The sequence below is a fragment of the Nitrosomonas nitrosa genome, assembly GCF_003051105.1.
Taxonomy (GTDB): Bacteria; Pseudomonadota; Gammaproteobacteria; order Burkholderiales; family Nitrosomonadaceae; genus Nitrosomonas; species Nitrosomonas nitrosa.
Map to the genome: position 1 here is coordinate 1 of NZ_QAOO01000021.1, position 19,299 is coordinate 19,299.

A 19,299-nucleotide genomic window follows, 5' to 3' on the forward strand; every position below is an offset into this window, starting at 1 on the left:
GCCTCTCCCTAATGCCGAAGCCTCAGCGGCAGCAAACAACCGCCTCATGCGCTCATCCAATGTCCATGCAAGTTTATTAAATCTGATTCGTATTGACTCAATGGTGTTATCTTCAATTATCATGAAGACATGATACTATTTTCCGACTTATTTGTTACAGTTATTTATTTACAATTCCTAAGACAGGGCTGAGTAGATTATGTCGGTCAATCACATTTGACAGCCAATAGCCTACGTCACTGTAGATGGCGGAAGCGGTGAGATTCGAACTCACGAACGGTTGCCCGTTGCCGGTTTTCAAGACCGGTGCAATCGACCACTCTGCCACGCTTCCGGTAACCAACGATCATCGATACAGAAAAAAATGACCTTCTATAATGAAGATCATTCTATGATCTGTCTACTGTCGGGTTTTTAAGAAATTCTAAAGGCTGACCGGTTGGAATGATACATTTTTAGGGACATTAATGCCAGCAAAACCCGCTATGCATGCGAACTATTTCTTCAATGCAGCAAGCTCCTCTTTCAATCGCTTGATGTCTTCTTCAGCATGTCGTTGTTGCGTAATATCGTATTGTACGCCAAGGTAGTAAAGCACATTACCGTGCACATCAAATAGGGGGGTGATCACGAGATGGTTATAAAACATTTCGCCATTTTTTTTGTAATTCCTAAGCGTTATTTCAATGGGTCGCTTATTATCAATCGCTTCCTTTAATTGATAGCGCTCCTTCTGGTCGCGATCCGTTCCCTGCAAGAAGCGGCAATTTTTCCCTATTGTTTCTTCTTGTGTATAGCCTGTTATTATCTCAAATGCTTTGTTGGCATAAACCAAGGGTAAATCCTCCTGGTCAGGATCCGCCAGCGTGATGCCATTAACACAAGAATCAAGAATTTTGGACAATACTTGTGGAATTAATCCAGGGTCTTTCTCAACGATAAAGTCCATTCTTTTTCTCCAAAATTTTCCAGTGATAAACCGAAATTTATCCTAACGGAGGTTAAAAAAACCATGGCTTGGCAGCCACGGGTTGATCAGATCGACTCGGCTTCTATTAGCCTCTTGATATTTCTGACGGTTCTTTCCGCGCCATCCTGAACGGCTATACGAATAAGCTTCTCAAATGGCCGCATGTGCAATTCTAGGCTAAGTAATTCAAAAGTAAATGTGACTTGAGTCGAAGTTGCGTCATTTGACTCCAACAAGTAATCACAGCGAAATGGATTGGACACCCCGTCAAATCGAATCTGCGCATAAGGCTCGAAAATGACAACCTTGAAGGTCGATTCCGATCGATTACCTTGATCCACCCGTACTTGACGGCATAATGTGCCTAATCCAAACGGCCCCTCTGTCAGTTGCTCCAGCTCTCGCACTTCCGGCGACCACCTCGGATAGTTAACGAGTAAATCGATGCCAATAAAATTGAATACGTACTCATCCGACTGCCGAATCACTGAACTCGCTTTTCCGACGACCGGCTTGTCGCTAAACAAATTAAACATGCTACAACCTCCTGCATATCGATGCCCTAAATCAGATAGGTATCTATCCCTGTCAACAGTAAATCATATTGTGCCTCGACAATTTCTTTAATGACATGCGCAGCAATGCCGGTAACGACATTATTCTCAAGCGCGAGCCAACCAACCGCATCCGCAGGACCTAGACTGACTACATAACCTATATCATGGTGCAAATAAGGTTCAAGTATTTTAAGCAATCCTGAGTGACGCAAAATATTCCGCGCAACCAACTTTCCTTTACGCACGGCTGATTGTGCTGTCATGGCATTTGAACCAAAAGCCTGATAATGAGAACAATCACCGGCAACAAAAATAGAGGGTAATGAGCGCTGATTGATTATGACCTGCCCGAAAGCATTCGCGGCAAGCTGATTATCTTGCTTCTTACCCACAAACAGTATCGATAGACCTGAAGGAAGCGCGCACTCGTCTCCACTATCTTTTGCTTTAAGCATAATAGTGTTATCACGTTGCCCCCGAAACAGCATCCCAGGAAAATAATCGATATCAAGGTCAGCCATGCAAGCTTGCGTATAGCTCGCAAATCGACCAGGAAACTGTTTGAGTACTCGCTCCCCACTGTCGATCAAACGCAGCTTGTTTTCAAATTTGTGACGCTGTAAGAAATGCGCGATCTCAAACAAATACTGTATGCCGGTAGCCCCCCCACCAATAATCGAGATCGGCGCATTTACGGCACCTTCTCCGGCTAGATAGCCACTCAGCAATTCCGAACCGGCTGTTCTCGTAAAATCATTTAACTCAAGAATACCTTCTGCATGGCCAGCTCCCGCCCCAGGCGCGCCTGAAGCAATCAGCAGATAATCAAATGGAATTGCATGGTCATCAAATATCACACATTTCGCGTCATGCCATTGCTGCAAAGTCGCTTCATCAAATGCCGGGGCTGCACAAATATGCTGACAGCCGAATCGCTGCTCAAGCACTGAAAAAGGAACCAATACATCCGATAATGGGTAGCGGAATGTTTCGTGCAGATGCGTGATCTTGATGTGATGCCTCCGTGGATCAACAAGCGTAATTTCAATGTCCGGCATATAACGCACAAGCGAAGTCAACGCAGCGATACCGGCATAGCCACCACCGATGATCACGACTTTTAGCTGTTTACGACCCGATATATAAAATGGCAAAAAAGCCACACTTGCTCCTTATTCCACTAAAAATTAAAACGATCAGAATTTATGCCTGCTTGTAGCGTAGCATGAATTATTGATCTTTATGCTGTATTCCACCTTTAAGGGCAGATCACGGCTCTTTTAAAAAGACATGGCTTCTTCTTGGTATTTCACCTACACACCAATTCGCTAATGCCCATTCCCAGAAGGTAGAAAGGTCACTCTTGCTGAGCTCTTCCGGTGGATTCTGACCAAGAAACCGAAGCGCTGCTACCAATTGTGGCAAGGGATTGGTTAAGTTTATTGGTTCAGCCCGGGTTTGTTTGCTCAATTTTTCTCCTTGCTCGTTCACGACTACGGGCACGTGTGAATAACAAGGTGTTTCAACACTTAACAATTTCTGAAGGTATATCTGCCGGGACGTTGAGTGTAGTAGATCAGCCCCTCGCACAACATGCGTGATTCCTTGCCATGCATCATCGACAACCACGGCCAATTGATAGCTGTAAATGCCATCCGCCCGCCGCAACACAAAATCACCGATCTCATTTTCCACCCTCTGGCAAATGCTTCCTTGCACGCTGTCTTCGAAATGAATCAATCTGTTATCGGTTCTGATGCGCCAAGCAGAGGGTCGATCACTCAGGGCAATCGAACGACCCGCGCGACAACTTCCGGGGTAGATCGGACCATCAACCCCAATCAAGGCAGTATCTGCGATTTCTTTACGGGAACACGTGCAAGGATACATAAACCCCTCATTCTCAAGCCTCAACAATGCGGCCTGATACGCTGCTTGCCGCTGACTTTGATAAATGATTTCCCCATCCCAACTCATTCCAAGCAATTCCAGTGTTTGCATTATCTGCTGTGCAGCACCTGGCAGAGTGCGAACCACATCTAAATCTTCGATTCTAACCAGCCACTCTCCTCCTCGCGTTCTAGCCTCAAGATAGCTGGCGATTGCGGTTACCAGCGATCCCAAGTGCAAGGCACCCGTCGGCGAAGGGGCAAAACGCCCTCGATAAGTAGATATACCCGTTGATTGTTGTTTCATCAAACTTCGAGTTGATTTAGAAATTTTTTCCTTACACAGTATTTGTGCTCACGCACAGAAGAACTTACCTCAACTTTTAAGGCAAAACGCTAAAATCGGCTGGGTAATACTTAGCCCGAATATTTCATAAATTCATGTAATGATCACGCATCAATCTGATTAATAATAATATTTTTAGTTAGCATAATGAAGTGACTCATCCACTCTACCGAGCAAAATCTTCCCTATTAATTAAAAGACAAATGAGCGCGCGAGGTAATTTATGAAAATTTACGGTTAATAAGTATAATCCCTGAAACTGCGGCTGACAGCTTGATAGAAAGTCCATACGCATACTTAACTGTTGCCGTCTGAACAGTCAATCGTATCTTGGATAATTTAAGCCTAAATCTATCAAACAAAGAACCAGCCACTCTAATAAACTGCTTTCTCTATCATTTTTCTCAGAAGGACACGTGGTGCATATTCACATTCTCGGTATTTGCGGCACTTTTATGGGCGGACTTGCTGTACTTGCACGAGAATCGGGTTACCAAGTTACAGGTTGCGATGCGAATGTCTACCCGCCGATGAGCACGCAACTTATCGCTCAAGGCATAGAGCTGATTGAAGGTTACACACCTGAGCAAATACAGATTAATCCAGATTTGTTTGTCATCGGCAACACCATTTCTCGTGGCAATCCTTTAATGGAGGAGATTCTCAATAGAAACCTACCCTATATCTCAGGCCCACAATGGCTTTCAGAACACATTCTGAGAAATAAGTGGGTGCTCGCTGTTGCAGGCACCCATGGCAAAACGACCACAAGTTCAATGCTTGCATGGATATTGGAATATAGCTCACTTGCGCCAGGCTTCCTGATCGGCGGTATCCCTGAGAATTTTGGAATTTCCGCACGACTGAGCGGGAGAGGTCAATCCTCATCCAACGGTTATGAGTCTTCGCCCTTTTTTGTCATCGAAGCCGATGAATACGATACGGCATTCTTCGATAAACGCTCCAAATTTATTCATTATCGTCCCAAAACAACGGTACTGAATAACCTAGAGTTCGACCATGCCGATATCTTTCCAGATTTAGCAGCCGTCCAACGGCAGTTCCACCATTTCGTTAAAACGCTTCCAGGAAATGGATTAATTGTCGCCAATGGCCTTGAGAGAAACCTGCAACAAGTACTGTCGCTTGGTTGCTGGACACCCGTTGAACAATTTGGTGTCGATGACGGCTGGCAAGCCAAATTACTGCAGAATCAGGAAATCGATATCTCCTTTAAAGGAAGACATCAAGGCATACTGCGATGGGAACTGCTTGGAGAGCATAACTGCATGAATGCACTCGCTGCAATTGCTGCCGCACGTCACGCTGGCGTCCCTGCGGATATCGCAATTTCGGCACTATCCGAGTTCAAGAACGTTAAAAGACGAATGGAAATTCGCGGCGTCATCCATAACATCACCGTATACGATGATTTTGCCCATCACCCCACCGCAATCAGAACAACATTAGCGGGTCTGCGCAACAAGATCGGCAACGCACGTATCATCGCCGTGCTAGAACCCCGCTCCAATACGATGAAAATGGGCATCTGGAAAGATCAGCTTGCGGACAGCTTACAAGGAGCAGACCTGATTTATTGTTATACCCATCACGCAGAATGGAATGTGGAAGAGGCATTGAGCACACTAGAAAAAAAAGCGCATCTCTATGGAGAACTCATGCCTATGGTCGACGCGATTACGCTCGCCACACTCCCAGGCGATCATATCGTGATCATGAGCAATGGCGGCTTTGAGGGCATTCACGAAAAACTACAGACTTCCCTCAGCAAACATCATCATTGACTCAGCATTTATAACCCCCTTTTTAACAACTAAAGGTGTGACAATTTGTCACATAGCCTAAACAGTTGTTTTACGTTAATGTTGAGACAAAATACGTCATGCCTGATTAGCAGCCCAAATGTTTAACATTTTTCATCAATCCCCCCTGAGTAAAAATCTGCAGCGTTTGTTTTTTTTGAGAAGCATCGCAATCGTCGTGCAATGCATTCTGTTTGTCTTCGTCTACTCCGCTATTGAAATAGAAGTACCGTGGACCGAGATGACAATCGTTGTCGTCATCCTCAGCTTACTCAATTTTTTCACTTGGGTTCGATTGCACCATACTTTTCCTGTTTCGAATCTAGAGTTTTTTGCGCAGCTTCTGATTGATATATTTGCGTTAACCGCATTACTGTATTTGAGCGGGGGCTCGACCAACCCCTTTATCTCGCTTTATTTACTGCCCCTCACCATTGCTGCAGCGATCCTGCCTTGGCGCTATACTTGGGCGATCGCTGGCATTACGATAACTTGCTATACCATCCTGTTATTTGAATACATCCCACTGCCGCATGATCACTCGGATGATCATAGCGCGCATCTGATGGAATTTAATCTACATATTTCGGGGATGTGGCTGACCTTTGTGTTAAGTACTATTTTGATTGCCTGGTTTGTCGTTAAAATGAGCAGTTCCATCCGCGATCGCGATAAGGATCTTGCCCAGGCACGAGAACAAGCGCTACGCAACGAACAAATCATCGCACTAGGCACGTTAGCTGCCGGTGCAGCCCATGAGCTCGGCACCCCGCTCTCGACCATGGCAGTTATTGCTGGAGAGTTACAACGCGAATTCCCTCAGAATGAAGAATTCCAGAATAATATCCAAATCCTGCGTAACCAAATCACCCATTGCAAGCAAACATTGACGCAGCTACTCGCCAATGCCGGACAAGCACGCGTCGAGGATGGGAATAGCCAGCCCGTAGATTACTTTCTGAAACAAATCCTGACTAAATGGCAGCTTATTCGACCTTCGACGAAATTCAACTATCTGTCCGATGGTGTACAACCCGTACCACGCATCATGAACACGCAATTACTCAGCCAGTCTATCCTAAACTTGCTGAACAACGCTGCAGACGCCTCAACCAATGAAGTCAAGATCAAGAGTCATTGGGATCAACAGATGCTCAATCTAGAAATTCATGATGATGGCGAAGGATTGACCAAAGAAGCCATGCAACGGGCAGGCGAAGCTTTTTTTACCAGTAAAGCGCCGGGACAAGGCTTTGGCATTGGATTGTTTCTTGCAAATGCCAATATCGAGCGTTTTGGCGGCAGTGTACGTTTATTCAATCACCCCGAGGGAGGCGCTTGCATACATGTCTCCCTTCCCTTGATATCTTAAAGCAAGCGTATTTATCCACTACAAATGTTCTGAGCTAAGAAACCCTAACCTATGAATGAATCCAGCGAACATCCCAGTTTACTTATTGTCGATGATGACCCAGTTTTCTGCGAGGTATTAGCCAAAGCAATGACCAAACGGGGATTCGATGTTACGTGTACTCACACCATTACCTCCGCGTTGGAAAAAGTAGAAGCGCTTATGCCTGAATATGCCATTATTGATCTCAAACTAGCCGACGAGTCCGGCTTGACGTTGGTTGATAGAATCAAAAAACTCGATCCTGGGACACGTATCGTCATGCTGACGGGTTACGCCAGCATTGCAACTGCTGTTGAAGCCATCAAGCTCGGTGCGACACATTATCTGGCTAAACCGGTTGATGTGAACGACATCATGGCAGCTTTCGAACGCACTTCGGGTGACACCGAGGTCCCCATAAGCGCACACCCGCTTTCAGTAGGCCGCTTGGAATGGGAGTATATCCATCGTATTCTGACCGAAAACAATAACAATATTTCTGTTACTGCAAGAATTCTCAATATGCACCGGAGAACATTACAGCGCAAGCTGGCCAAAAAACCAATTTAGCAATAGACCTTACAGATTAGTATTCACTATCCTTGCCGTCACTCGAATGTCTTTCCCCACCATACGAAAATCGGTAAATTCAAGATTATGCTTGTTAGCTAGACTGGTTAGCACGGGCAGATTCAACATCCCCTGCGCTTGGCTACCCAATATACAAGGTGCAAGATAAACAAAGAGTTCGTCAACCAACCCCGCCTGCAGCAGAGCGCCTCCTAACCCTCCCCCTGCTTCGACGAGTACTTCATTAATTTCCAGATTGGCTAACTTAGCCATCATCAGATTGAGATTGACCTTACCATTAGTACTCGGCAAGATAAATACGCACGCGCCCTTCTCTTCTATCGCTTTTCTTTTATCCTCATCCCCTTGAGCAGAGAAAATCAATACCCTCCCGCTTTGCAACAACTTCGCATCGGGTGAAATTTCTAAGCGATTGTCAAGCACGATACGCACTGGCTGGCGTGTGGTTTCGATAAGGCGCACCGACAATTGAGGATTGTCCCGCTTGACTGTCCCCATTCCGGTCAAGACGGCGCAAGACATGGCACGCAATCGATGCCCGTCCATACGTGCAGCTTCGCCTGTAATCCATTGACTTTCCCCATTGATCAACGCTGTTTTACCATCCAGGCTTGTTGCTATTTTCAATCTTACCCAAGGCCGTTGATGAAGCATGCGAGTCACAAAACCAATATTGAGCGCGCGTGCTTGTGCCGCTAATAAACCGCACTGGGCCATAATGCCTGCCTGCTGCAGCAGGGCGATCCCTTTTCCTGCTACCAAGGGATTGGGGTCTTGCATCGCCACCACCACCTTAGCCACACCCGCTTCGATGAGTGCTTGTGCACAGGGAGGTGTCCGCCCATAATGGCTGCACGGTTCCAGGGTTACGTAAACAGTCGCATTTTTTACTTCATAGGCAGCAGAACGCAGCGCATTGATTTCAGCATGGGGCAGACCCGCGCGTTCATGCCAGCCTGTACCGATTACTTGGTTATTTTTTACGATGACGCACCCAACACGCGGATTGGGGCTCGTAGTATATAACCCCCTTTCAGCAAGCCTCAAAGCTTGAGACATGAAAGCATAATCGCTAGGGGAAAAATCTAGAGAATTGTCTGGCACAAATTATTCTACAAGTAATGGCTTTGTTGCTGCCCAACTATTCATTTTCGCTACAGACAATTTTTTAAGATCTAGTGTAATTCCTGAACTTCTTTGATGACATCCTGAAAGTCGCCCACATCTTGGAAGCTTTTGTATACGGAAGCAAAGCGGATATACGCGACCTTATCGAGCTTATAAAGCTCTTGCATCACCAACTCACCAATACTGCGTGATGGTATCTCCCTTACGCCCAGACTGAGCAATTTCTGAACGATGCGGTCGATCGCTGCATCCACATATTCAGTAGGTACAGGTCGCTTATGCAGCGCACGCAAGAAGCCTGTCATAAGCTTATTGCGACTAAACTCTGCGCGGTTACCATTCTGCTTAATGACTCGCGGTAAATGCAACTCTACTGTTTCATAAGTCGTAAAACGTTTACCACACGCTGCACAATGCCGCCGGCGGCGCACACGATCCCCCTCCTCACTCACACGCGAATTTATTACACTGGTGTCTTCAGCGTTACAGAAAGGGCATCTCATTATTAAACGTCAATCGAGTGTGCAAACTAAAATTGCAAAATTGCTTTTACAATTTTGCCACAAGATTCGATTTGCCTTACTCCATAAACAACACTCCAACTTAGCCAGGATTTCATTCTCCGTAAACCGGGAATTTAGTACACAACCTTTTTGCTTCTTGCGCGACACGCGCCAGAACAGCAGTATCAGCCGGCGCATCTAGTACATCGGCAACCAAATTTGCCAATTGTTCCGACTCTAATTCCCTGAAGCCTCTTGTAGTAACGGCTGGCGTACCTATCCGTATGCCGCTCGTTACAAAGGGTTTCTGTGGGTCATTAGGGATAGCGTTTTTATTGACCGTGATATGAGCGCTCTCTAATGCTTCTTCCGCCTGTTTGCCCGTTAGATTCTTCGCACGGAGATCGACTAAGAACATATGGCAATCAGTATGCCCAGAAACAATTCGCAATCCACGGTTCTGCAATACCTTCGCCATGACGCGAGCATTCTCGATTACTTGCTGCTGATAAGCCCTGAATTCTTTGGTTGCCGCCTCTTTAAAAGAGACCGCCTTAGCAGCGATCACATGCATTAAGGGACCACCCTGAGTTTGTGGGAAAACGGCTGAATTGAGTGTTTTCTCAAATTCTTGCTTAGCCATAATCACGCCACCTCGTGGGCCACGCAAAGTTTTATGGGTCGTACTGGTCACGAAATCGGCTATGCCTACTGGATTAGGATAAAAACCCGCAGCGATCAATCCCGCATAGTGCGCCATATCGACAAATAAATAAGCCCCTACTTCATCTGCAATCTTTCGAAAATATTTCCAATTGATGACTCTTGCGTAAGAAGAAGCACCCGCAACAATCATTCTAGGCTTATGCTCATGCGCTAATCGTTCAACCTCGCTGTAATCAATTTCTTCTGTCTTGGGATCAAGACCATACGCTACCGAATTAAAAATTTTGCCGCTCAGATTGACTGAGGCACCATGTGTTAAATGCCCACCATGCGCAAGGGACATACCTAGCAACGTATCGCCTGGTTTAAGTGCGGACAAATAAACGGCTGCATTTGCTTGTGAACCGGAGTGCGGCTGGACATTAACATATTCAGCATTAAATAACGCTTTCAAGCGATCGATCGCAAGTTGTTCCACCACATCGACATGTTTACAACCACCATAATAGCGTTTACCAGGATATCCCTCTGCGTATTTATTCGTTAGTACCGATCCTTGCGCTTGAAGAACAGCCGGGCTTGCATAATTCTCGGATGCGATCAATTCGATATGATCCTCTTGACGCTGCATCTCGCCTTTAATCGCTTGCCATAAATCAGGATCGACTATTTCTATTGTTTTTTTATACGAAAACATGACAGCATTTACTCTTTGAAAAAATTAGATATTTAAAAATTTTTGCATTCTACCATTTCGAATAGCAGCAGCGATGTATAGATAACGATCTAGATCTTAAGATTGATAGTTATCGAGTAATGCTACCAGGAAAAACACCCTTAAATCTTGAGCAGACTTAAAGATATTAAGTATACCCCCCGGTCACTGCTCACATCTAAGTACATTTAGATGTGTAAATTGATGCAGCACCTACTTTCATTCATCTGATATTTCTCGGGTTTTTTCTTAATACCTCACGGTCAGTAAATAATCATGGCGAAGGAAAATTACTGTGCTTTATTCCATAACCTTATCTATCGTTCTGCTACGGGCTAGGAATCTTTATTTTAATGGATATCACATGCACTATCTTCAAACTGAAGTTCAATCATACCCTCATTATTGATATCGACTGTCACTCTACCGCCATTGAGTAAGCGACCAAACAGCAATTCATCTGCTAGCGCACGCCGAATGGTGTCTTGAATAAGACGCGACATCGGTCGAGCACCCATTACCGGATCGAATCCATGCTCGGCGAGATAGTTACGTAAATTTTCGCTAAAGATAACCTCTACTTTTTTCTCTTGCAGTTGTGACTCAAGCTGCATTAAGAATTTATCAGCAACACGCAAGATAATTTCCTTGCTCAATGGCGCGAATGAGATAATCGCATCTAATCGGTTACGAAATTCTGGCGTAAATATGCGTTTAATCTCAGCCATTTCATCACCAACTTTAGCTACTTTAGCAAAACCGATAGACGATTTCGTCAAAGAATCTGCACCAGCATTGGTAGTCATGATAATAATCACATTACGAAAATCGGCTTTTCGTCCATTATTATCGGTCAAAGTGCCATGGTCCATGACTTGCAGCAAGACATTGTAGATATCTCCATGTGCTTTCTCAATTTCATCAAGCAACAATACAGAATGAGGTTGCTTGATAATCATTTCAGTAAGCAGACCGCCCTGCTCAAATCCCACGTATCCTGGAGGTGCACCAATCAATCTTGAAACGGCATGGCGCTCCATATACTCGGACATATCGAATCGATGCAAAGGAACACCCATTGCGTACGCAAGCTGGCGAGCCACTTCGGTTTTCCCTACGCCGGTTGGGCCAGAGAACAAAAACGAACCTATAGGTTTTTGTGGGTTACCTAAACCACTTCTCGCCATTTTAATGGCTGATGCCAAAGCATCAATCGCTGCGTCTTGTCCAAAAACAATCGATTTCAAGTCACGATCGAGTGTTTTTAATTTATTACGATCATCACTCGAAACACTCTGCGAGGGTATCCGGGCAATTTTGGCAACAATGCTTTCAATCTCGTGCTTACCTATAATCCTGCGTTGCTTCGATTTTGGCAAGATTCTTTGTGCTGCACCCGCTTCGTCAATGACATCAATGGCTTTATCGGGCAAATGCCGATCACCGATGAAGCGAGCTGATAATTCTGCGGCAGCCGTCAATGCTACTGCAGTATATTTGACGTTATGATGCTTCTCATAACGTGTTTTCAAGCCACGCAAAATTGCTACCGTTTCATCGACACTAGGCTCTGACACTTCAACTTTTTGGAAACGCCGGGATAACGCATGATCTTTCTCAAAAATCCCTCTGTACTCATTGTAGGTCGTGGCGCCAATACACTTCAAGCGTCCCGCACTTAACATGGGCTTAAGCAAATTAGACGCGTCCAAGGTACCGCCAGAAGCTGCTCCTGCGCCAATCAAAGTGTGAATTTCATCTATAAACAAGATAGCTTTTGGATTATCAACCAGCTGCTTCAATACCGCTTTGAATCGCTGCTCAAAATCACCACGGTACTTGGTCCCTGCCAACAGAGCCCCCATATCCAGAGCATACACCTGATGATGTGCAAGCACTTCCGGCACATCACCTTCAGTGATCCGCCTGGCCAATCCTTCCGCAATTGCCGTTTTTCCTACACCCGCTTCACCTACCAAGAGCGGATTGTTTTTTCTGCGTCGACATAGCGTCTGAATAACGCGTTCTATTTCCTTTTCGCGCCCAATCAGGGGATCAATGCGATTGGCGATGGCCAGGTTGTTAAGATTGACCGTGTAGCTCTCAAGGGTATTCCCTGCATTCTGCTGTTGCTCGCTATCATTCTCATCCTCAATCTTATTGTGATCATTATTCTGCGATACTTTACAAATCTTATGAGATATATAGTTCACCACGTCCAGGCGGGTTACACCTTTCTGTTGCAAAAAATAAACCGCGTGAGAATCCTTTTCACCAAAAATGGCCACTAAAACATTGGCACCTGTGACTTCTTTCTTGCCAGATGACTGAACATGCAATATTGCACGTTGAATCACTCGCTGAAAACCGAGCGTGGGTTGTGTATCAACTTCCCCGTTCCCACTGACGATAGGTGTATGACGATTGATATGATCCTGAAGTAAGCCACGTAAATCTTCAATGTCAACTGCACACGCGTTCAGCACCTCTGCCGCGCTAGGGTTATCGAGCAACGCAAGTAATAAATGCTCAACTGTGATAAATTCATGGCGCTTTTGGCGTGATTCCACAAACGCCATGTGTAAACTTACTTCTAATTCTTGTGCGATCATGTCAGTTTTTCTCCATAACACACATTAATGGGTGCTGATTCTGTCTAGAAAATTCATTTACTTGCTGAACCTTAGTCGTAGCGATATCACTGGGATAAATACCACAAATACCCACCCCCTCCGTGTGAATCTTAAGCATAATTTGAGTAGCCTTTTCTTGGCTCATAAAAAAGAAGTTTTGCAACACCATCACCACAAAATCCATAGGTGTAAAATCATCATTTAGTAACATCACTTTGTATAAGGGAGGAAGTTTAATCTTGTTTTTGCTTTCCTCCAGCATTCCGTTTTCACGATTTTTTGTTGCCATGACTCATCCACCCATTAAAGAAAGCGTAAGCTACAAAACCATACAATCTTTTTTAACATATTTGACGATTACGACAAAATTTTCAAGCATCTTAAAATATATCATTCTACTTTACTGCAAATAAGCCATTTCAAAATTTACTTGATGGCTTGACTTAAGCTAAAAATTTGCGTAAAACAGCAACTGGCGTTTGGCTTCAAGTTCTCCGCAGTACTGGTTAGAGCTGTTTGTGGTCTTGAAATTCAAATAGTATTAGGGTGTCCGGCCCAGTTTTTTTAATAGGAAGTAGTGATGGCAACAGGTACAGTAAAATGGTTCAATGATTCCAAAGGGTTTGGCTTTATAACTCCTGATGATGGCAGCGAAGATTTGTTTGCGCATTTCTCCGCAATCAACATGACGGGGTTTAAAACTCTGAAGGAAGGCCAGAAGGTGAGCTTTGAAGTAACTCAAGGGCCAAAAGGGAAACAAGCATCGAATATCCAGACTGCCTAAGGCGAAAAATTCAAGACAAGATTAATTACTACAAGTAAAAGGCACTCTAGTCGAAAACTAGGGTGGCTAAATCAACTTCTTGGAAATTTAAGCTACCCCCCTACGTCATGCAAGCAACAAATTGACAGGGGGGTTAATAGAATTCTGATTTTGCTTTCTATTCCATGTTGGTTACGATTGCGTCTCCGAAACGGGAGCATGTGACCTCAGTAGCGTTTTGCATTAAACGTGCAAAATCATAAGTTACTATTTTATCTTGGATAGTTTTTTCCATAGCGCTAATGATGGTATCGGCAGCTTTATGCCAGCCAATATGCCTTAGCATCATTTCCGCTGAAAGAATGATCGATCCCGGGTTGACTTGGTCTTTGCCGGCATATTTTGGCGCTGTGCCATGCGTAGCCTCGAAAATTGCGATTGAATCACTAAGATTTGCTCCAGGTGCGATACCGATACCGCCTACCTGTGCGGCCAATGCATCGGATATGTAATCGCCATTAAGATTCAGCGTAGCAATCACGTCATACTCATTAGGACGCAGCAGAATTTGCTGCAGAAACGCATCAGCAATCACGTCTTTGATAATGATGCCCCCTTTATCTGCCGGCAATTTCATCCACGGCCCACCATCCAACGGCTCAGCATTAAACTCTCTTGACGCCAAGTCATACCCCCAATTCTTAAATGCGCCCTCAGTGAATTTCATGATGTTGCCTTTATGCACTAATGTTACTGATGAACGCTTATTATCAATCGCATACTGGATCGCCTTTCTTACGAGCCGCTCCGTCCCTTCTCTCGACACAGGCTTGATACCAATTCCGGAAGAGTGCGGAAAACGGATACTCTTGACTTGCATCTCATTTATCAGAAAATTAATCACCTTTTGCGCAGATGCAGATTCAGCTTGCCACTCTATGCCAGCATAAATATCTTCTGAGTTTTCACGAAAGATCACCATATCGACTTTTTCTGGATTTTTAACTGGGCTGGGCACACCATCAAAGTAGCGAACGGGTCTTAAGCAAACATAAAGATCGAGCAATTGACGTAACGCCACATTAATAGAGCGAATTCCTCCACTAACGGGGGTCGTTAAAGGCCCTTTGATTGAAACCACATACTCCCTTGCAGCCTGGAGGGTTTCATCTGGCAACCAAACATCTTCACCATATAACTTTGTCGATTTCTCTCCAGCATATACTTCCATCCAAAAAATCTTTTTCTTGTCTCCGTATACCTTGCTCACCGCCGCATCCACAACTTTTATCATGACAGGTGTGATATCTATTCCAATACCATCCCCTTCAATGAAAGGAATAATTGGATAATCAGGTACGGTCAACGAGAAATCATCATTGACAAGAATTTTCTCGCCTTCGACAGGTACTTTTATATGCTGAAACATAAAATCTCCAAAAATAGTGGGTTATAAGATACTTTCAAAATCTAATGTTACTCGACCATGTGATGCCAATAGTTGCACATCACCGCTATCATGAAATCAATCCAAACTTTAACGGCTTCCGTTTACGCGCAGCACCATTTTATCTCCTGACTGGATAACCTCTACCTTGCGCAAGAAATTTTGCCCGAGCAAGCCGATCCGCCCTTGTATACCAACACTCACAGTCAAACCTCTTGCGGAGATATTTCCCACTTTGATATCTTGATCCGCTACGATCTCCCCCATAATATTACCTGCTGCAGTCGAAAAAATTGCCGGTCTTCCGCGCGGTAAATGAGCTGCGCGTGCCACTTCATGGCTAATAGAAATAATGCTCGCCCCCGTGTCAACCATAAAGTCGACCGGATATCCATTCACCTCTCCTCGAACGTAATAATGCCCATCTCTCGATCGAGGAATCACAATTTCGGTTTCTTGCTGGTTATTTTGGGCTACGGCAATTTTAGGCTCTTGCCAATTTGCAAAAAATAAATAAGCAAATCCAAAGATGATTAACCAGCTGAGCACTAATGCTGTAACATGGCCCCAAGGAATATCATTACGCATTATTAGATTGTGTCATTTTCGAAAATGGACTGCCTAAAAATAATCAAAAAATCAGAGTAAAAACTTAGTTCAAACTCCCAGCAGAGTTTTCCTCCGCATTAATTTCTGTTATTTCTAATCCAGCACGACGACACATTTTAAATCAAAACCAGGCGCTCGCTCTTTTTAGTTACTCAACCCGCCCGCCTAATCAAAATGTCATGAAATCTATCTCATCTAAAACCCATGACCTATCCTGCCCTATCCCAAGCAATGCTTAGCAGCCAGATCAATCAAGCGGAGTATGTATCATTACTTGCCAAAAAATACGCTAGAATGTAGCTTTACGAATTTTTATCGGGAGCCCCTCCATGTCAATGGCAGATCGCGATGGTGTAATCTGGTACGACGGAAAAATGATTCCTTGGCGAGATGCTACCACGCATATCCTTACTCATACTTTACATTACGGAATGGGTGTATTTGAAGGTCTACGCGCTTATCTAACTGACAAAGGACCTGCCATCTTCCGTTTAGTCGAGCATACTGACCGTCTATTTCATTCAGCTCACATCTTCAAGATGGCCATGCCTTTTGATAGAACCACCTTAATGCAGGCACAAAAAGAAGTCGTTAAACAGAATCATTTAGAATCCGGCTATATCCGTCCTATCGTTTTTTATGGCTCGGAGGCAATGGGTCTGTCGGCTAAAAACCTTACAGTTCATGTCGCAGTCGCCGCCTGGCCATGGGGAACATACTTAGGTCCCGATAGTCTCGAGAATGGCATACGCGTGAAAACATCCTCCTTCTGCCGACACCATGTCAACATCAATATGTGCCGCGCAAAATCGGTAGCAACCTACACAAATTCTATTTTGGCACACCAAGAGGTCGCGCAGGATGGCTACCAAGAAGCTTTGCTGCTGGACGTTGATGGATATGTTGCCGAAGGCTCAGGAGAAAATATCTTTATTATCAAAAAAGGCAAACTTTATACGCCCGATTTAACTTCTTGCCTTGAAGGGATTACCCGTAACTCAGTTATCGAACTTGCACAAGAAATGGGTGTTCCCGTTATTGAAAAACGCATTACCAGAGATGAAGTTTACTGTGCTGACGAAGCATTCTTTACCGGAACAGCAGCCGAAGTCACGCCTATCCGGGAGCTGGATAATCGGATCATCGGTAATGGTAAACGGGGCCCGATTACTCAGCAATTGCAGTCCTTGTTTTTTGATTGCGTTAGTGGCAAGGCGACGCACCATACCGATTGGTTACATTATGTTTGAATTAGTATAATGGAGTACTTAATGAATAACCCGACTACTCTCGATCAACGACGAATTGAAGTTACCGAAGAAGACCTGCCCCTGCACTGCCCCATGCCCTCAATGCGCTTATGGAATGCGCATCCACGTGTTTTTTTACCGATTGAAGCTACCGGTGAAGCACAATGCCCCTATTGCGGCACGCACTACGTTTTGAAAGGTGGCGCCAAAGCAGGACATCATTAAATCAACGACCTCCCGCATTTCAGATTGAATCAACCATCAGGATTGCGGGAGAGAACCAGCAGAATGACCTAAATTTGCTTTCCAATAATATATAGCTCGACCAATCAGGGATTACGCCATGAACAGAGTACCATCTGAAATTTTTAAAGCTTACGATATCCGAGGTGTCGTCGATACCGTGCTGACAAGTGATGTTGTCGAAATGATTGGCCAGTCTATTGGTTCTGAAGCACGCGAACGAGGACTCAAAGCAATTGCAATAGGACGAGATGGCCGACTATCAAGCCCCTCTCTCGCGCAAGCGCTGGCAAATGGATTACAAAAAAGCGGCCTCCAAGTCATTGATGTCGGAATGGTGCCCACCCCGATACTCTATTTCGCAGCGCACGAATTATGCGACTATACCGGCGTTATGATTACGGGCAGCCATAATCCCCCCGATTACAACGGCATGAAGATAGTACTGGGCGGTGAAACGCTAGCCGCACAAACCATTCAAGCTCTACGTATTCGTATAGAAAATAATGATTTAATAACCGGGGAAGGAAGTTATCGTACACATCTTATTACGCCAACTTACATTCAGCGCATTGTCGATGATGTCAAGCTTACCCGTCCGATTAAAATCGTCGTTGATAGCGGCAATGGCGTAACTGGGGCATTCGCCCCCGAGCTTTACCGAAAAATGGGCTGTGAAGTCACAGAATTATTCTGTGATGTAGATGGCACTTTCCCCAACCATCACCCTGACCCCTCTGTTCCCGAAAACTTGCAGGATGTTATTCGCACATTGAAGACAACGGATGCCGAGCTTGGTTTTGCGTTTGATGGGGATGGTGATCGGCTAGGACTGGTAACGAAAGATGGCAGCATTATTTATCCTGATCGTCAACTTATGTTATTTGCAGCAGATGTATTGGCCAGGAACCCTGGAGGGGAAATTATTTTTGATGTGAAATGTACGCGCAATCTAGCGAAATGGATCGAACAACATGGCGGCAAGCCCATCATGTGGAAAACCGGCCATTCCTTCATTAAGGGTAAATTAAAAGAAACCGGCGCATTATTGGCTGGTGAAATGAGCGGCCACATTTTTTTCAAAGAACGTTGGTATGGCTTTGACGATGCGCTTTATACAGCAGCGCGCCTATTGGAATTATTGAGCAAGCAAAGTGATATCAATGCAACCCTGCATGCACTTCCAGATGCACTTAATACACCGGAGCTGCAGATTAAACTGAAAGAGGGCGAGAACCATACGCTAATCGCCCAACTTCAGAAGAGTGCTCGCTTTGATCATCCAGAGCGCATTATTACCATTGATGGGCTGAGAGTCGAATACAAAGATGGGTTTGGCCTGATCCGCGCATCAAATACCACTCCAGTTGCAGTATTACGCTTTGAAGCTGACAATCCAGAAGCGTTACATCGTATTCAGCAAGATTTTCGTAATGTCATTTTGACGTTCAAACCTGACGCTGTTTTACCCTTCTAGCTACTCATAGAGGCCCTATAAACAAGCATTGTTGGCCCCGTTATGGCAAGAAAATGTTATAGCGTAGTACGTAGCGGGTACGACTAGCCCGTTTCAGAAAGAATGATGCTTGGTCGATTGCCAGTGAGCGCAAGTAATGCCTACTTGCCTCAATCTTCCATCGATTTTGTATTTCCTTACAATGGAGGAAGCACTTCATGTCGTTTAAACGTTAGGGAGCTATCCGAAAATAGGTTGATCTACTACGGACGAACCTGCCAGGCCGAATTTTCCGATCCTTTTCGTTAAATAGAATA

18 protein-coding genes, 1 tRNA gene and 1 pseudogene are annotated in these 19,299 nt (G+C 44.8%); 7 read left to right on the top strand and 13 right to left on the bottom strand.

Going from position 1 to position 19,299, the window contains the following annotated elements; genetic code table 11:
* The 6 genes and pseudogenes from C8R30_RS11545 to gluQRS form a co-directional block, all read right to left on the bottom strand.
* Nucleotides 1–123 (bottom strand): annotated as a pseudogene (locus tag C8R30_RS11545) (ISAzo13 family transposase); the annotation flags it as partial.
* A 123-nt stretch (nucleotides 124–246) separates the two neighbouring features.
* Nucleotides 247–334, bottom strand: a tRNA-Ser gene (locus tag C8R30_RS11550).
* Nucleotides 335–496: 162 nt separating this feature from the next.
* Nucleotides 497–949, bottom strand: coding sequence for a PAS domain-containing protein (locus C8R30_RS11555; protein WP_090665539.1), 453 nt, complete (start codon nucleotides 947–949; stop codon nucleotides 497–499).
* 86 nt (nucleotides 950–1,035) lie between these two features.
* Complete coding sequence (locus C8R30_RS11560; protein WP_090665541.1) at nucleotides 1,036–1,506, bottom strand: SRPBCC family protein; 471 nt, start codon at nucleotides 1,504–1,506, stop codon at nucleotides 1,036–1,038.
* Nucleotides 1,507–1,532: 26 nt separating this feature from the next.
* Nucleotides 1,533–2,690, bottom strand: coding sequence for an NAD(P)/FAD-dependent oxidoreductase (locus tag C8R30_RS11565; protein ID WP_090665543.1), 1,158 nt, complete (start codon nucleotides 2,688–2,690; stop codon nucleotides 1,533–1,535).
* Between the two features lie 106 nt (nucleotides 2,691–2,796).
* On the bottom strand, nucleotides 2,797–3,723 hold the full coding sequence (gene gluQRS / locus C8R30_RS11570) for a tRNA glutamyl-Q(34) synthetase GluQRS (RefSeq protein WP_090665545.1): 927 nt from the start codon (nucleotides 3,721–3,723) through the stop codon (nucleotides 2,797–2,799).
* Nucleotides 3,724–4,181: 458 nt separating this feature from the next.
* Between gluQRS and mpl the strand changes: the two genes are divergently transcribed.
* From mpl to C8R30_RS11585, 3 genes are all read left to right on the top strand, one after another.
* Nucleotides 4,182–5,567 carry a UDP-N-acetylmuramate:L-alanyl-gamma-D-glutamyl-meso-diaminopimelate ligase gene (gene mpl, locus C8R30_RS11575; protein ID WP_090665803.1) on the top strand — a complete coding sequence of 462 codons (1,386 nt, stop codon included), beginning with the start codon at nucleotides 4,182–4,184 and terminating at the stop codon, nucleotides 5,565–5,567.
* Nucleotides 5,568–5,685: 118 nt separating this feature from the next.
* The gene (locus C8R30_RS11580) at nucleotides 5,686–6,957 is read left to right on the top strand and encodes an ATP-binding protein (RefSeq protein WP_090665548.1); all 1,272 of its coding nucleotides are present in this window, start codon (nucleotides 5,686–5,688) and stop codon (nucleotides 6,955–6,957) included.
* A gap of 51 nt (nucleotides 6,958–7,008) precedes the next feature.
* Entirely contained in the window at nucleotides 7,009–7,548 is a 540-nt protein-coding gene (locus C8R30_RS11585) for a response regulator transcription factor (RefSeq protein WP_090665550.1), read from the top strand.
* A gap of 9 nt (nucleotides 7,549–7,557) precedes the next feature.
* On the opposite strand, the gene ribD is transcribed toward C8R30_RS11585, so the two are convergent.
* From ribD to clpS, 5 genes are all read right to left on the bottom strand, one after another.
* Complete coding sequence (gene ribD / locus C8R30_RS11590; RefSeq protein WP_090665552.1) at nucleotides 7,558–8,628, bottom strand: bifunctional diaminohydroxyphosphoribosylaminopyrimidine deaminase/5-amino-6-(5-phosphoribosylamino)uracil reductase RibD; 1,071 nt, start codon at nucleotides 8,626–8,628, stop codon at nucleotides 7,558–7,560.
* Between the two features lie 116 nt (nucleotides 8,629–8,744).
* Entirely contained in the window at nucleotides 8,745–9,200 is a 456-nt protein-coding gene (gene nrdR, locus C8R30_RS11595) for a transcriptional regulator NrdR (RefSeq protein WP_090665553.1), read from the bottom strand.
* A 112-nt stretch (nucleotides 9,201–9,312) separates the two neighbouring features.
* Nucleotides 9,313–10,563, bottom strand: a complete 1,251-nt coding sequence (glyA, locus tag C8R30_RS11600; RefSeq protein ID WP_090665555.1) for a serine hydroxymethyltransferase — start codon at nucleotides 10,561–10,563, stop codon at nucleotides 9,313–9,315.
* Nucleotides 10,564–10,931: 368 nt separating this feature from the next.
* The gene (gene clpA, locus C8R30_RS11605) at nucleotides 10,932–13,193 is read right to left on the bottom strand and encodes an ATP-dependent Clp protease ATP-binding subunit ClpA (RefSeq protein WP_107783214.1); all 2,262 of its coding nucleotides are present in this window, start codon (nucleotides 13,191–13,193) and stop codon (nucleotides 10,932–10,934) included.
* Nucleotide 13,194: 1 nt separating this feature from the next.
* A complete protein-coding gene (gene clpS, locus C8R30_RS11610) occupies nucleotides 13,195–13,503 on the bottom strand; it encodes an ATP-dependent Clp protease adapter ClpS (RefSeq protein WP_090665559.1) in 309 nt (102 codons plus the stop codon).
* A 291-nt stretch (nucleotides 13,504–13,794) separates the two neighbouring features.
* Here clpS and C8R30_RS11615 point away from each other — a divergent pair, with 291 nt between their 5' ends.
* Nucleotides 13,795–13,998 (top strand): cold-shock protein, encoded by a 204-nt coding sequence (locus C8R30_RS11615; RefSeq protein WP_090665561.1) that lies wholly within the window; start codon nucleotides 13,795–13,797, stop codon nucleotides 13,996–13,998.
* A 157-nt stretch (nucleotides 13,999–14,155) separates the two neighbouring features.
* Here C8R30_RS11615 and icd read toward each other — a convergent pair whose 3' ends face one another.
* Both icd and C8R30_RS11625 read right to left on the bottom strand, forming a co-directional pair.
* The gene (gene icd, locus C8R30_RS11620; protein WP_090665563.1) at nucleotides 14,156–15,406 is read right to left on the bottom strand and encodes an NADP-dependent isocitrate dehydrogenase; all 1,251 of its coding nucleotides are present in this window, start codon (nucleotides 15,404–15,406) and stop codon (nucleotides 14,156–14,158) included.
* 108 nt (nucleotides 15,407–15,514) lie between these two features.
* Entirely contained in the window at nucleotides 15,515–16,012 is a 498-nt protein-coding gene (locus tag C8R30_RS11625) for a retropepsin-like aspartic protease family protein (RefSeq protein ID WP_090665565.1), read from the bottom strand.
* A 350-nt stretch (nucleotides 16,013–16,362) separates the two neighbouring features.
* On the opposite strand from C8R30_RS11625, the gene C8R30_RS11630 reads away from it, so the two are divergent.
* The 3 genes from C8R30_RS11630 to C8R30_RS11640 all read left to right on the top strand — a co-directional run bounded on the left by C8R30_RS11630 (nucleotide 16,363) and on the right by C8R30_RS11640 (nucleotide 19,003).
* Nucleotides 16,363–17,283, top strand: coding sequence for a branched-chain amino acid transaminase (locus tag C8R30_RS11630; RefSeq protein ID WP_090665567.1), 921 nt, complete (start codon nucleotides 16,363–16,365; stop codon nucleotides 17,281–17,283).
* Between the two features lie 21 nt (nucleotides 17,284–17,304).
* Nucleotides 17,305–17,508 carry a zinc-finger domain-containing protein gene (locus tag C8R30_RS11635; protein WP_090665568.1) on the top strand — a complete coding sequence of 68 codons (204 nt, stop codon included), beginning with the start codon at nucleotides 17,305–17,307 and terminating at the stop codon, nucleotides 17,506–17,508.
* 118 nt (nucleotides 17,509–17,626) lie between these two features.
* Nucleotides 17,627–19,003 (top strand): phosphomannomutase/phosphoglucomutase, encoded by a 1,377-nt coding sequence (locus C8R30_RS11640; protein ID WP_090665570.1) that lies wholly within the window; start codon nucleotides 17,627–17,629, stop codon nucleotides 19,001–19,003.
* Nucleotides 19,004–19,299 lie beyond the last annotated feature (296 nt).

Coding starts and splice junctions, on each gene's coding strand:
- C8R30_RS11555 (WP_090665539.1), bottom strand. CDS start 949: ATGGACTTTATCGTTGAGAAAGACCCTGGATTAATTCCACAAGTATTG.
- C8R30_RS11560 (WP_090665541.1), bottom strand. CDS start 1,506: ATGTTTAATTTGTTTAGCGACAAGCCGGTCGTCGGAAAAGCGAGTTCA.
- gluQRS (WP_090665545.1), bottom strand. CDS start 3,723: ATGAAACAACAATCAACGGGTATATCTACTTATCGAGGGCGTTTTGCC.
- C8R30_RS11580 (WP_090665548.1), top strand. CDS start 5,686: ATGTTTAACATTTTTCATCAATCCCCCCTGAGTAAAAATCTGCAGCGT.
- C8R30_RS11585 (WP_090665550.1), top strand. CDS start 7,009: ATGAATGAATCCAGCGAACATCCCAGTTTACTTATTGTCGATGATGAC.
- ribD (WP_090665552.1), bottom strand. CDS start 8,628: ATGTCTCAAGCTTTGAGGCTTGCTGAAAGGGGGTTATATACTACGAGC.
- nrdR (WP_090665553.1), bottom strand. CDS start 9,200: ATGAGATGCCCTTTCTGTAACGCTGAAGACACCAGTGTAATAAATTCG.
- glyA (WP_090665555.1), bottom strand. CDS start 10,563: ATGTTTTCGTATAAAAAAACAATAGAAATAGTCGATCCTGATTTATGG.
- clpA (WP_107783214.1), bottom strand. CDS start 13,193: ATGATCGCACAAGAATTAGAAGTAAGTTTACACATGGCGTTTGTGGAA.
- clpS (WP_090665559.1), bottom strand. CDS start 13,503: ATGGCAACAAAAAATCGTGAAAACGGAATGCTGGAGGAAAGCAAAAAC.
- C8R30_RS11615 (WP_090665561.1), top strand. CDS start 13,795: ATGGCAACAGGTACAGTAAAATGGTTCAATGATTCCAAAGGGTTTGGC.
- icd (WP_090665563.1), bottom strand. CDS start 15,406: ATGTTTCAGCATATAAAAGTACCTGTCGAAGGCGAGAAAATTCTTGTC.
- C8R30_RS11625 (WP_090665565.1), bottom strand. CDS start 16,012: ATGCGTAATGATATTCCTTGGGGCCATGTTACAGCATTAGTGCTCAGC.
- C8R30_RS11630 (WP_090665567.1), top strand. CDS start 16,363: ATGTCAATGGCAGATCGCGATGGTGTAATCTGGTACGACGGAAAAATG.
- C8R30_RS11635 (WP_090665568.1), top strand. CDS start 17,305: ATGAATAACCCGACTACTCTCGATCAACGACGAATTGAAGTTACCGAA.
- C8R30_RS11640 (WP_090665570.1), top strand. CDS start 17,627: ATGAACAGAGTACCATCTGAAATTTTTAAAGCTTACGATATCCGAGGT.